The 13,283-nt window shown below is 70.5% G+C and carries 12 protein-coding genes; 7 read left to right on the top strand and 5 right to left on the bottom strand.

The window, feature by feature from the left end; all coding sequences use genetic code 11:
• Positions 1-208: 208 nt before the first annotated feature.
• Positions 209-1,231, bottom strand: a complete 1,023-nt coding sequence (zapE, locus tag QK444_RS20130) for a cell division protein ZapE (RefSeq protein ID WP_143981685.1) — start codon at positions 1,229-1,231, stop codon at positions 209-211.
• Positions 1,232-1,284: 53 nt separating this feature from the next.
• Here zapE and QK444_RS20125 point away from each other — a divergent pair, with 53 nt between their 5' ends.
• From QK444_RS20125 to msrB, 4 genes are all read left to right on the top strand, one after another.
• Positions 1,285-2,040, top strand: coding sequence for a pyrimidine reductase family protein (locus QK444_RS20125; protein WP_306356705.1), 756 nt, complete (start codon positions 1,285-1,287; stop codon positions 2,038-2,040).
• 94 nt (positions 2,041-2,134) lie between these two features.
• Positions 2,135-3,694, top strand: coding sequence for an alpha/beta hydrolase (locus QK444_RS20120; protein ID WP_282782545.1), 1,560 nt, complete (start codon positions 2,135-2,137; stop codon positions 3,692-3,694).
• A gap of 145 nt (positions 3,695-3,839) precedes the next feature.
• Complete coding sequence (locus QK444_RS20115) at positions 3,840-5,126, top strand: glycosyltransferase family 87 protein (RefSeq protein ID WP_282782543.1); 1,287 nt, start codon at positions 3,840-3,842, stop codon at positions 5,124-5,126.
• Positions 5,127-5,165: 39 nt separating this feature from the next.
• Complete coding sequence (gene msrB, locus QK444_RS20110) at positions 5,166-5,600, top strand: peptide-methionine (R)-S-oxide reductase MsrB (RefSeq protein WP_282782541.1); 435 nt, start codon at positions 5,166-5,168, stop codon at positions 5,598-5,600.
• A 222-nt stretch (positions 5,601-5,822) separates the two neighbouring features.
• Here msrB and hemQ read toward each other — a convergent pair whose 3' ends face one another.
• Entirely contained in the window at positions 5,823-6,518 is a 696-nt protein-coding gene (hemQ, locus tag QK444_RS20105; protein WP_282782539.1) for a hydrogen peroxide-dependent heme synthase, read from the bottom strand.
• Between the two features lie 412 nt (positions 6,519-6,930).
• Positions 6,931-8,286 carry a protoporphyrinogen oxidase gene (locus QK444_RS20100; RefSeq protein ID WP_282782537.1) on the bottom strand — a complete coding sequence of 452 codons (1,356 nt, stop codon included), beginning with the start codon at positions 8,284-8,286 and terminating at the stop codon, positions 6,931-6,933.
• A gap of 240 nt (positions 8,287-8,526) precedes the next feature.
• Between QK444_RS20100 and QK444_RS20095 the strand changes: the two genes are divergently transcribed.
• Positions 8,527-8,889, top strand: coding sequence for a hypothetical protein (locus QK444_RS20095; RefSeq protein ID WP_282782535.1), 363 nt, complete (start codon positions 8,527-8,529; stop codon positions 8,887-8,889).
• Between the two features lie 12 nt (positions 8,890-8,901).
• Here QK444_RS20095 and hemE read toward each other — a convergent pair whose 3' ends face one another.
• A complete protein-coding gene (gene hemE, locus QK444_RS20090; RefSeq protein WP_282782533.1) occupies positions 8,902-9,969 on the bottom strand; it encodes a uroporphyrinogen decarboxylase in 1,068 nt (355 codons plus the stop codon).
• A 72-nt stretch (positions 9,970-10,041) separates the two neighbouring features.
• Between hemE and QK444_RS20085 the strand changes: the two genes are divergently transcribed.
• Both QK444_RS20085 and QK444_RS20080 read left to right on the top strand, forming a co-directional pair.
• Complete coding sequence (locus QK444_RS20085; protein WP_143981691.1) at positions 10,042-10,677, top strand: DUF3000 domain-containing protein; 636 nt, start codon at positions 10,042-10,044, stop codon at positions 10,675-10,677.
• Positions 10,678-10,868: 191 nt separating this feature from the next.
• Positions 10,869-12,122, top strand: a complete 1,254-nt coding sequence (locus tag QK444_RS20080; RefSeq protein WP_282782530.1) for a ribonuclease D — start codon at positions 10,869-10,871, stop codon at positions 12,120-12,122.
• 149 nt (positions 12,123-12,271) lie between these two features.
• On the opposite strand, the gene QK444_RS20075 is transcribed toward QK444_RS20080, so the two are convergent.
• Complete coding sequence (locus tag QK444_RS20075; RefSeq protein ID WP_282782528.1) at positions 12,272-13,075, bottom strand: enoyl-CoA hydratase; 804 nt, start codon at positions 13,073-13,075, stop codon at positions 12,272-12,274.
• Positions 13,076-13,283 lie beyond the last annotated feature (208 nt).

The following is a 13,283-nucleotide window of genomic DNA, read 5'->3' as shown; positions in this document are numbered from 1 at the left end:
ACCCGGGGGGGGGGGGGGGGGGCGGTAGGGCCGCCCGCGGCGGTGCCCGCCGCGCCGACGACGGGTGCGAAGCAGAGGGCGGCCGCGAGGACGGCCCGGACAGCGCGGTCGCGCACCATGGGTACCTCTTTCCGTCGGCCGGACTCCACGGTCCGGCGATCCCCCGGCAAATTACCGGACGGAAGTATCGCGGCCGGGGCCGCCCGCCTCAGGACGCGGCCGGGGCCTCGAAACGCGACAGCGCCAGCAGGCGCGAAATGGCGCGCAGGTACTTCTTGCGGTAGCCGCCGTCCAACATCTCCTGGGAGAAGATCCGGTCCAGTTTGGCGCCGGAGACGGTCACCGGGATACCGGCGTCGTAGAGCCGGTCGGCCAGCACCACGATGCGCAGCGCCACCGCCTGATCGGTCACCGTGTGCACGCCGGAGATGTAAACCGCCGAGATGCCGTGGATCAGCGCGCCGTACCGCGACGGGTGCAGGGTGCTCAGGTGCTTGCACAGCTGGTCGAACTCGTCGAGGGTGGAATCCGGTGTGGCGGCGGCCTTCTCGGCCAGCAGCTCGGGCGCGGTGGGTTCGGGGGCGGGCGGCAGGTCGCGGTGTCGGTAGTCGGGTCCGTCCACGCGCACGGCCTCGAACAGCGAACCCAGTTTCTTGATCTCGCGCAGGAAGTCCTGGGCGGCGAAGCGGCCCTCGCCCAACTGCCCCGGCAGGGTGTTGGAGGTGGCGGCCACCGAGACGCCGCGTGCGGTCAGCTCGGTCAGCAGGCGCGAGACCAGCATGGTGTCGCCCGGATCGTCGAGTTCGAACTCGTCGATGCACAGCACGCTGTTGGCGGCGAGCCGCTCCACGGCGTTGTTGAAGCCGAGCGCGCCGACCAGATTGGTGACCTCACCGAAGGTGCCGAAGGACTTCGGGGCGGGCACGCTGTGGAAGATCGAGGCCAGCAGGTGGGTCTTGCCGACACCGAAGCCGCCGTCCAGGTACAGGCCCACGCCCTGCACCGGCTTCTTCTTGCCGAACAGGCCCTTCTTGTCGGCGGCCTTGCGCACCTTGGTGACCTGGGCGGCGAACTCCTCGGCCGTGCGCACGGCGGCGGCCTGGGTCGGCTCCTTGGGATCGGGGATGTAGGAGGCGAAGCTCACCTCGTCGAAGGTGGGCGGCGGCACCATCTGGGCGACGAGCTGATCTGCCGGAACCTCCGGGTGGCGATCGACGAGGCGTTGTTGCACCCGCGTAGCGTACTGACGTGGTGTGATGGACAGTCATGCAGCGTATCCCCAATGTGACACAGCTCGCAGCCGTTGGTGACGACCACCTGGTCGGGATGTACGCCTATCCGGCGCGACCGGATCGGCCGTGGATACGCGTCAACTTCGTCACCAGCATCGACGGGGCGGCCACCCTGGACGGACGCTCCGGCGGACTCGCCACCCCCGCCGACAAGAGGGTCTTCCATCTGCTGCGTGACCTCGCCGACGTGGTGCTCGTCGGTGCGGGCACCGCCCGCGCCGAGAACTACGGGGCCGCCCACACCGACGAGCGCCTGCGAATCCGGCTGCACCACCACGGGTTCGGCGGCCACCCGGACGGCGCACCGCCCCGCATCGCGGTGGTCACCGCCAGCGCGGCACTCGATCCCACCAGCCGCCTGTTCACCGATACCGGCGCCCATCCGCTCATCCTCACCACCGTCGACGCGCCCGCCGACCGCAAGAAGGCGCTCACCGACGCCGGAGCCGAGATCGTCGAAGCGGGCGAGACCGCCTGCACCGCAGACGGAATCCGCACCGCCCTGGGCGAACGCGGCTTCCGCCGGGTGCTGTGCGAGGGCGGCCCCGCGCTCTTCGGCGACCTCATCGAGGCAGAGGCCGTCGACGACCTCTGCCTCACCGTGACACCCCTGCTGGTGGGCGGAAACGGACGGCGGATCGCGTTGTCCCCCAATGCCATGCCGACCCCCATGTGCTGTCGGCACCTGCTGCTCGCGGACGACGGCACCATGCTCACCCGCTGGGAACGCGCCCACCCGCATGGCTGACGCCACCCTCGCGACCTCGTTCGCCGGGTCGGCGGCGCACCGGCCGCCCCACCCATTGCTGAAACGAGCCGCCGGACCTGGCAGGCTGTAGCGCATGCGCTGGACTCGGGCCGCTCTGCTGGCGTCGACACTTTCGATCCTGGTGACCACCGGCTGCGGGGCCGGACCGTCGGACCGCCCCGACGTCGCCGTCGAACGGCCGCGCCAGGCCGGGGAGGTGCAGACCTCCACCGAACCCACCCCGCCCCCGGCCCCCGAGGTGCCGAAAACCGAGCTGGCATGGCGGGATTGCACCGTCCCCACCTTCAATCTGCTGTCACTGGGCCCGCCGCCCGCCGGACTCGTCCTGGAGTGCGCCGAATACACCACGCAGGTGGACGCCACCGGCGGCGTGGGCGGCAACTTCCAGACCGCGGCCCTGCGCGCCCGCTACGACCGCACCCCCGCCGACGCCGCCCCGCTGGTGCTGACGTCGGGTTCGGACCGGGCCTCCACCGCCACGCTGGCGGCCTTCGCGGCGGGCGGAGCGGGAGCGCTGCTGAGTGAGCGGCCCGTGGTGGCCGTGGACCGGCGCGGCATCGGCAGCTCCGAGCCCATCGACTGCGTGGGTGGCGATATCCGGCAGCGACTGCTCGACCAGGCCCAATTCGGTCCCGGGGCAAGCGATCCGGTGGCGGCGGTGGCCGGGCTGAGCCAGGACGCCACCATCTCCTGCCAGGACTACCTGCAACCCGGACAGGGCACCTTCGACGCCGCGCACGCCGCCGACGACATCGAACAGCTGCGGCGGCAGTGGCAGGTCGAGCACATCGCGCTGCTCGGCAGTGGCAGCGGGTCGAATATCGCGCTGGCCTACGCCCGCAAGTACGGCGACCACCTCGCCCGCCTGGTGCTCGACTCCCCCGCACCGGTCGACACCGATGCCGTCGGCCGGGCCGAGCAGCGGGTCAAGGGCGCCGAGGCCGCGCTCACCGCCTTCGCCCAGCGCTGCCGGGCACTGAACTGCGCCCTGGGTGACGATCCGCGCACCGCCATCGCCGATCTGGTGGCGCGGGCCGAGCGCGGGGAGTTCGGGGAACTGTCGGCGTCGGCGCTGGTGACCACGCTGCGCGACTTCCTCGGCGATCCGCGCGGACTGCCGAATCCGGTCGTCACCGAATTCGCCGACGCCCTGGCCGCACTCGGACGCGGCGATCGCGGACCCATCACGCCGCGGGTGCAGCGGGCCGCCGCGGCCATCGCCAACGACGGCGCGTTCGTGAACCGGTGCAGCGACAGCCAGCTGCCCGCCACTCCGGTGCAGGCCCGGGAGCTGATGGGCACCTGGGGCGGCGAATACCCGGTGTTCGGGCGGGTGGCGGCCATCGACCTCATGGTGTGTTCGGCCTGGCCGGTCGCCGCACCGCAGGCCATGCCGGAGAAGTTCGAACTCGACACGCTGGTGCTGGGCGCGAAGGCCGACCCGGTGGTCGGCGACGAGGGACGGCCCACGGTGACGGGGGCGCTGGCCGCGGCGGGGGCGCGCACCTCCACCGTGGAATGGCAGGGGTGGGGGCATCCGGTGGTGTCGCATTCCGGCTGTGCGCAGCGGGCCGTCGTGGACTACCTGCGGCAGGGCACCCTGCCCGAGAACGGCACCGCCTGTCCGGCCTGAGCCCGATCGGTCGGTCGGATGACCGGTAGGCGGGAGTCGCGCCGGTCAGCGCGGCCACGCCGATGCCCCGGGAGATTGTGCGCTATCGCACGCTTTCGGCGGGTCCGCGCACCCATGCCGGTACGTTCCGGTGTACCGTGCCCCAGTGTTCCTTCGCCAGCTCGAGCCCCGAACAGCTCGTACCACCGCCGAGGTCCTGAACTTCGCACTGTGGCCCTTCGCGATCCTGACCGTACTGAACCGAGTGTTCATCAAGGCCGTCAACGGATTCATCACCGACGACTTCCGACCGGTCTACAACGCGTCGCTGGCGTTCTTGAACAACCAGCCGATCTACACCGCGGACTTCGGCTCGACCGACCCGCACTACCTGTACCCGCCCAGCGGGACACTGCTCATCGCGCCGCTGGCGATTCTCGATCCGGAGAAGTCGCGCTGGTGCTTCATCCTGCTCAACGCGGTCGCGATTCTGCTCGCCTGGTATCTGCTGCTGCGCCTGTTCAAGTTCACGCTCTCCTCGGTGGCCGCGCCCGCGCTGCTGCTGGCCATGTTCATGTCCGAGACCGTGATCAACACACTGGTTTTCACCAATGTGAACGGCTGCCTGCTGCTGGCCGAGGTGGTGTTCATCCACTTGCTGCTGCAACGGCGAGACCTGTGGGCCGGAGCGGTCATGGGTCTGACCATCGCGGTGAAGCCCACGCTTGCGCCGCTGCTGCTCATCGCGCTGATGCGCGGCCAGTGGAAGACACTCATCACCGCTGTGGCCGTGCCCGCGGTGCTGAACGCGCTCGCCTGGCCGCTCATCGTGGATCCGATGGACTTCGTGAACCGGACCGTGCCGTACCTCATGGAGACCCGCGACTACTTCAACAGCGCGATCGTCGGCAATGCCGCCTACTACGGCGTCGCCGACTGGCTCACCTGGACCATCCGCCTCACGATGTGCGTACTGGTCGCGATCTCGCTGTGGCTGCTGTACCGCTACTATCGCGACGACGAGGTGTTCTTCATCTGCACCATGTCGGGCGTGCTGCTGATCGCGTCCTGGCTGCTGCCCTCGCTGGGCCAGATGTACTACTCGATGATGGTGTTCCCGTTCCTCATGACGGTGGTGCTGCGCAATTCGGTGCTGCGGAACTGGCCCGCCTGGCTGGCCATCTTCGGTTTCATGACCTACGACAAGTGGCTGTCGGACCGCTGGCAGAGCGCCGGTCGCACCCTGGAGTACCTGCGCACCACCTTCGGGTGGGGTCTGCTGCTCATCGTGGTGTTCTGTGTCCTGGGTGACCGCTATCTGGCCGCCAGGCGCGAGGGTCGGCTGCGCGTCGGCCTCACCCTCGATCCGCCGTGGATGCATCCGGAGACCGCGGTGACACGCGAGCGGTTGAACGGGCGGCCCCGCGAGGCCGTCGAAACCGCCAAGCCGTAGGACGCTGCGAGCGCCGAAGCGACGTATTAGCGTGGGGGCATGAGTTCCGATGCTGATACCTCGCTTCCGGCACCGCGCATTCAGCTGACGCCGCAGGAGTGGCGGGCCAAACTCTCCCCCGAGGAGTTCCGGGTGCTGCGGGAGGCCGGCACCGAACGGGCCTTCACCGGCGAGTACACCGACACCGAGACCGAGGGTGTCTACTCCTGCCGCGCCTGCGGGGCCGAATTGTTCCGCAGCGGCGAGAAATTCCACTCGCACTGCGGCTGGCCGTCGTTCTTCGATCCGGCGAACTCCGACGCGGTCATCCTGCGCCCGGACGATTCACTGGGCATGCGCCGGGTCGAGGTGCTGTGCGCCACCTGCCACAGCCATCTGGGGCATGTCTTCGAGGGTGAGGGCTATCCGACGCCCACAGACAAACGTTACTGCATCAACTCCATCTCGCTGCGGCTGACGCCCACGGAGCGGTAGCGCGGGCAGCGGTGGAGGACGACGAACGGACCCACGACACGTCGGTGTCACCGCCCATGTGCACCTCGGTGGTCGCGGTCCGATCGAACAACCAGTCTTCCTGCGTCGCACCCCTCGGACTCCGCAGACGAACGAGTCGCAGAAACTCTACGGAGAGCGAGGGATTCCCCGCATGCCCCGAATTCCTGGGGCATGCGGGTGGCCAACGGTCGGCTATCGCGCTCAGGGCAGCGCGTTGACCAACTGTTCCACCTCTACGCGCGGGCCGGTGAAGAACGGGATCTCCTCGCGGACGTGCAGGCGGGCCTCGGTGGCGCGCAGGTCGCGCATGAGGTCGACGATGCGGTGCAGTTCGGGGGCCTCGAAGGCCAGCAGCCACTCGTAGTCGCCGAGGGCGAAGGAGGCGACGGTGTTGGCGCGTACGTCCGGGTAGCCGCGGGCGGCTTTGCCGTGGTCGGCCAGCATCTTGCGACGCTCCTCGTCGGGGAGCAGGTACCACTCGTAGGAGCGGACGAAGGGGTACACGCAGATGTACCTGCCCGCCTCCTCACCGGCGAGGAAGGCCGGGATGTGGCTCTTGTTGAACTCGGCCGGGCGGTGCAGGGCGGCATTGCTCCACACCGGGGCGCTGGCGCGGCCCAGTTCGGTGGTGCGGCGGAAATCGGCGTAGGCGGCCTGCAATTCCTCGATCTGCTCGGCGTGCCACCAGATCATGAAATCGGCGTCGGCGCGCATCCCGGCCACGTCGTAGAGGCCGCGCACCACCACCCCGCGCTCCTCCAGCGAATCGAAGAAGGCCCTCGCCTCCTTGACGATCGCCTCGCGCTCGTCCCCCAGCGCCCCGGGCTCCACCTGGAACACCGAGAACATGAGGTAGCGGATGGTGTCGTTGAGGGCCTTGTAGTCGAGTCGCGCCATACCCCCATCGTGCCATTCACCCGGATCGTCTCGGCACGCCGGGCGACGTGTTCGGGATAGATGTCGAACACACCCGCCACCGGCGAGTTTCGGCGCACACTCGCGCGCCGGGCTCACCGGTGGTGCGCGCCGCCACGCGTGTGCCGCCTCGACGGCGAAGGGTCCGACTGCCCGCGGTCGTTCCGCCGGTGCCGCGCGGTGGATCCGGGGCTGCTTGCGCCACGGGCTCCGCCGTCGGGCGCGTCCTCGCCCGCGACGGCCGGGCTCGCGCACGAGCGCCGAGCCAGCGGATAGACGGAACCGACGACGGGTGGGCGGTTTCACGCCGCTGCCGACATCCCGACCGGCGAGAATGTGCGCGCCACGTTCATGGCCGAGCCGTTCGCCGCGCACCCGATGCACGGTGCCGCGTTCACCGGACGCTGGCCAGGTGGTTCGCGATACGGGTGGCGGCGGTGGTGCCGGACGCGGCGCACGCGGGGACGCCGACACCGTCCAGATAGGCCCCCGCCAAGGCCAGGCCGGGGAGGTCGGCGACGGTATCGCGCAGGGCGGCAATGCGTTCGGTGTGGCCGGGGGCGTACTGCGGGAGGCCGCCGGGCCAGCGCTGCACCACCGTGGTGACGGGACGGACCGGGGTGCCGATGACGGTGGTGAGGTCGTCCACGGCGGCGGCGGTAAGGTCCTCGTCCGACCAGGACAGCGGGGCCGGGTCGCCGAAGCGGCCGAAGGAGGCGCGGACCAGGGCCACCTCGCGGGCGGCCAGATGCGGCCATTTGCGGCTGGAGAGCGTGAACGCCTTGGCGCGCAACGGTTCCCCGGTGGCGACGAGAATCCCGGAATTGTCCGGCAGCGGGGTGTCGCGCGGGAGGGCCAGCGCCACTACGGCGGAGGAGGCCAGTTCGATGCCACCGGCGAGGTCGGCGGCGGCCGGGGCGATCTCGCGCAGCAGGGCGGCGGTGACGGGGGCCGGGGTGGCCAGCACCACGGCGTCCACCGGGCCGATCGGGTCCAGTTGCCAGCGCGCACCGGTGCGGGTGAGACGGGTTGCGGCGGTGTCGGTTTCGACCCGCACGTCGGCGGCGGCGCGCAAGGCGTCCAACAGGACCCGATAGCCGTCGCGAATGCCGCCGAAGACCGGTGTATCCGATTGCGGCGGAAGGGCCTTGCGCACGGCCTCGGTGAGACTGGCGGCTCCGGCGTCCAGCGCCGCCGCCAGCGTCGGCAGGGCCGCGCGCACTCCGATGGTGTCGGCGGTTCCGGCGTACACCCCGCCCAGCAGCGGATCCACGCTGCGCCGCACCACCTGCGCCCCGAAACGCTCCGCCACCAGCGCGCCCACCGCGACATCCCCGCCGCGTTCCCACCGCAGCGGCCATTCCGGCTCGCCCGCGATCCGCCCCATGGTCTCCGCGTCGACCAGCCCCGCAACCGCTTCCGCCGCTGCGGGAATCCCCATGAGGGTGCGTTCGGGCAACGGATGCGCGGCCCCGCCCGACCAGATCAGCGGTCGCTTGCCCGCCGGGTGCACCAATTGCTCGGCGATCCCCAATTCCCGCATCAGCGCCGGGATCTCGGGCCGCCGCCCCACGAACGCCTCGGCCCCCAGATCCACCGGCTCCCCCGCGATATCGACGGTCCGCAGAATCCCCCCGACCCGCTCACCCCCCTCCACCAGCACCAGCTCGACCCGCTCCCCCAATGCCCCCCGCAACCGATACGCCGCCACCAACCCGCTGATCCCGCCACCGACCACCGCGACCCGCATCGACCACTCCTCAGCCACTCGGAATCACCGCACCCGACCGCACGAGCGAGGCGACAGCGACACCGCATCCCACCGGCGAGCCGCTGCCCTTCGGAACCTACTCCTGCACCGGCTGTGACCCACGCCGCCCCTGGTCACCCGCGACACCACACGGTGATCGACCGCGACGCCGCCGAAGCAGGCTCCGCACGGGCAGCCCGCGGCCGCGATTCAGGCCCCATGGTCGGCTACCGTCACGCCATGGAGACACCCGAGCTCGCCGAGCTGATCCGGCTGTTCGAGGGCGAACCCGATACGCGATACGACGACCTGCACTGGCCCGTCGGACTGCACGGATTCCGACTCACGCGCGGTGTGACCACCGTGCTGTTCTCCATAGACCCGTCCGCCGCCGAGGCATATGTGAGCCTCTACGTCGACGACATGGAGATCGTGCATATCGGCCGCTTGCGGAGGCTGTCGCACCTGACGGTGGTGCGCGACGGGTCCGGCGGCGAGGGGCTTCGACTGTGGTTCCGCGACAACGACATCGAGCTGCTGGAGCTCACCACGAAGCCGAAGATCCGGGTGTCGTGGAGCCCGAAGCCCATTGGGTCCTGGTAGCGGCTGACGCGGTCAGAGTGGGGTGGGGAGGCTGTGGATGAGTTCCACGGCGGCGGTGATGGCGCCCGGGTCGGTGTCGGGGAGGACGCCGTGGCCGAGGTTGAAGATGTGGCCGGTGGCGCCGAGGGCGATGGCCTGGTCGGCGTCGTGGGCGATGCGGCGGATCTCGGATTCCACGGCGGCGGGTCCGGCGAACAGGACGGCCGGGTCGAGGTTGCCCTGGAGAGCCTTGCCGGGGCCGATGCGGCGGACGGCGTCGGTCAGCGGGACACGCCAGTCGACGCCGACCACATCCGCGCCCGCCTCCGCCATCGCGCCCAGCAGTTCGCCGGTGCCGACACCGAAATGGATTCGGGGGACGCCGTATTCGGCCAGCTCGGCGAAGACGCGCTCGGAGTGCGGGAGTACGAACTCGCGGTACTGCGCCAGCGGCAGCGCGCCCGCCCAGGAGTCGAACAGCTGCATGGCGTCCACGCCGGTGTCCAGCTGGGCGCGCAGGAATTCGATGGTGATGTCGGTGAGCACGCCCATGAGCTGATGCCAGGCATCCGGATCGGCGAGCATCATGGCCTTGGTGCGCTCGTGATGCTTGCTGGGGCCGCCCTCGACCAGGTAGGAGGCCAGGGTGAAGGGGGCTCCGGCGAACCCGATGAGCGGGGTGTCGCCGAGTTCGTCGAGTAGCAGCCGGATACCGGCGGTGACGGCCCCGACCTCCTCGGCGCGCAGCCGCGGCAGCGCGCGGATATCGGCGAGGGTGCGTACCGGATTCGCGACCACGGGGCCGACACCGGCCACGATATCCAGGTCGATACCGGCGGCCTTGAGCGGAACCACGATGTCGGAGAACAGGATTGCCGCGTCCACCCGGTGGCGGCGGATGGGCTGCATGGTGATCTCGCACACCAGCTCCGGGTTGAAGCAGGATTCCAGCATGCCGGTCCCGGCGCGCAGCTCCCGATACTCCGGCAGCGACCGCCCGGCTTGGCGCATGAACCACACCGGACGCCGATGCGGCGTCGCGCCGGTGGCGGCGGCGAGGAACGGGGCATCGGTCAAGCGGCGGCGCGTGTGAGTGCTCATCACCGCTCATCGTAGAGGTGACCGGCGGCGCGCCTCCGACGACACCGGCCCCGGGAGGTTTACCTTTTGAGCGTGACACCGCTCGACTTCCGCGACGGCGCCGCACCGACCCCGGAACCCGATGAACCCGCCCGGTTCCGCGCCGCGGTCGAGGCGATGGGCACCGCAACCGTGCATCCTCGGATCGAGCTCGCACCGATCCGCCCGCCGCAGCGCCTGGCCCCCTACTCGTACGCCATCGGGGCGGAAGTCACGCAGGGCGACACCACCGTGGTGCCCGTGGACTCCGACGGTGACGCCTTCGGCCGACTCATCCTGCTGCACGACCCCGACGGCCAGGAAGCCTGGCACGGGGTGTTCCGGCTCGTCGCCTACATCCAGGCCGATATCGACGCCGCCCTGGCCGCCGACCCGCTGCTGCCGGAGGTGGCGTGGAGCTGGCTGGTGGACGCCCTGGAATCGCGGGTCCCGTTCACCGCGCTCGGCGGCACCGTGACCGCGACCAGTTCGGTGCGCTTCGGTGATATCGCCGGTCCGCCCCGCGCGCAGCAGTTGGAGCTGCGGGCCTCCTGGACGGTCGGCGATACCCTGATGCGGCCGCATGTGGAGGCGTTCGGCGAGGTGCTCGCTTACGCCGCCGGGCTGCCTCCCGCGGGAGTGACGCGCCTCGAGGTGCGGCCGGGCGGCGCGGACGATACGCAACAGTAATCACTCCGCTATCACCCTCGTCACAGCCGCGACCGGCGGGTGTCCAGCTGCCTGAACATCAAACTTTCTGTACCGCAACGAAATCAGCGGCGGCCACGTACGATACCGATCAGTCCGGCGCAGTCTCCGCAGCCGCCCGAATCCGAATGGGACGCGGACCCGGCCGCGCCCAACCCGTAGAGTTCAAGACCATGTCCGTACCAGACGATTCCGAAGCCACTGCCGCGGTCCCCCTGCTCGCGCCAGTGGACGGCGTACCACCGGTACTGGACACCGCCGCCGAGATAGCCGCCGCCGCCCGCAGCATCGCCGCCGGTTCCGGACCGCTCGCCGTGGACGCCGAACGCGCCTCCGGCTTCCGCTACTCCAGCCGTGCCTATCTCATCCAGCTGCGCCGCGCCGGGTCCGGCACCTTCCTCATCGACCCGATTCCGGTGGATCAGGACCTGGAGCCACTGGCAGCCGCCGTCAACGACCTGGAGTGGGTGCTGCACTCCGCCGACCAGGATCTGCCCGGACTGGCCGAACTCGGCCTGTACCCCGCCCGCCTGTTCGACACCGAGTTGGGCGGACGGCTGGCCGGATTCGAGCGCGTCGGCCTGGCCGCCATGGTGGAGCGACTGCTCGGACGGGAACTGCGCAAGGGTCACGGCGCTGCGGACTGGTCCACGCGGCCGCTGCCCGACGAATGGCTCAACTACGCGGCCCTCGATGTGGAGCTGCTGCTGGAATTGCGCGACGCGGTCGCCGTGGAACTGGATGACCAGGGCAAGACCGGTTGGGCCGCGCAGGAATTCGAACATGTGCGCACCGCCGAACCCGCGCCGCCCAAGGCCGACCGCTGGCGGCGCACCTCCGGCATCCACACCCTGCGCCGCACCCGTCAACTCGCCATCGTCCGGGAACTGTGGACCACCCGCGACAAGCTCGCCCGGCTGCGCGATGTCGCCCCCGCCCGCATCCTGCCGGATTCGGCCATCATCGCCGCCGCCACCAACGAGCCCAAGACCATCGCCCAGTTGCGCGCCTTGCCGATCTTCGGCGGCCCGCGGCAACGGCGGTACTCGCGCGAATGGCTGGGCGCGGTGGAGCGGGCCCGCGCGCTGCCCGACAGCGAACTGCCCCCGCTGGCGCAACCCTTCGACGGCCCCCCGCCGGTGAACCGGTGGGAGCGCCGCGACCCGGCCGCCGCCGCGCGACTGCAGCGCGCCCGCGCCGCCATGACCGATCTGTCCGGCGAGGTGTCGGTTCCGGTCGAAAACCTGCTGACGCCCGACCTGCTGCGCCGCATGTGCTGGGACGGTCTGCCGCGCACCGCCGCCAACGGCGACGGCGCGGCCGTGATCGACGACTACCTCAGTGCCGGGGGCGCGCGCCCGTGGCAGCGGGAACTCACGGTGCCGCGCCTCGCCACCGCGCTCTTCGCGCCCGCGCAGCAGACATAGCCCCACGCCGCGCGAGGACGGTCGCGGCACCCGTAGGCAGGGCACGCTACCCGCGACAGGTGCGGCCCACGGCAACAGGTGCGGCCGCGGCGACGAGCCCATCGTGCACCCCGACCGGGTGGCTGTCGTCCTCCATGACCGGCCGGATGTCAGTCCTCGTAGACGGGCGGACGGCGGTCCTTGCGAGCCCGCATGGCCTCGTCGAAGTTCTTGGTGGTGAGCCGCACGTACAGCTGCGCCATACCCTCCTGCTGCATATGCGATTCGAAACTGCCCGCCTCCATGCCGCTCCACAGCATGCGCTTGGTGAGCTCGGTGCCGACTCGGCTGTAGCGCAGGATCTGCTCGGCCAGGTCGTAGCAGGTGTCCAGGAGTTCCTCAGCAGGGACGACACGGGAGACCAGGCCGATGCGTTCGGCTTCGGCGGCATCCACGTCGCGACCGGTGAGCATGATGTCGAAGGCGCGGGAGGAGCCGATGGCGCGCGGCAGCAGATAGCTGAAGCCGAGCTCCGCGGAGGTGAGTCCGTTGTTGATGCCCGCCGCCCGGAAGTAGGCGTCCGCGGCGGCGATGCGGATGTCCGCGCCCACGCTGAGGCAGAACCCGCCGCCGATGGCCGCGCCGTTGACGGCGGCGATCACCGGCTGATGCATGCGGCGCAGCGCCAGCATGACGTCGTTGAACAGGTCCATGGAGCGGCGGGCGATACTGGTCCGGGTCAGCCCCGCGACGCCGGGCACGCTGCCCGAGTGCTGGAGGTCCGCCCCGGAACAGAAGCCCTCCCCGGCTCCGGTGAGCACCACCGCGCGCACCTCGTTGTCGGCGGCGACGGCTTGGAGGGTCTCCCGCAGCGGCACCATGACGTCGAAGGCCATGGCGTTCATGCGCTCGGGGCGGTTGAGTGTGATGAGCGCGACCCGCGGACGCGGCTTCTCGACGACTACGAAGGACATGCGGACTCCTGAACCGGCCGTTCCCGATAAACTGCAACCGGTTCTAGAATCTACGCGAGCGGCCGCGCCCCGCATCCGGAAATCGCGCGGACTCCGCGCCCTACGAGACGGCCTGTTCCGCCACCACGTCCGCGTCGACGGTCAGCGCGCCCCCGCGCAACCAGGCGGTCACCCGCTGGGCCACATCGGGCGGGGTGAGTCCGAGCTC

It is taken from the genome of Nocardia sp. CC201C, assembly GCF_030010695.1.
GTDB lineage: Bacteria > Actinomycetota > Actinomycetes > Mycobacteriales > Mycobacteriaceae > Nocardia > Nocardia otitidiscaviarum.
The sequence above is the reverse complement of the archived record's forward strand: the minus strand, read 5'-3'. Positions and strand labels throughout refer to the sequence as shown.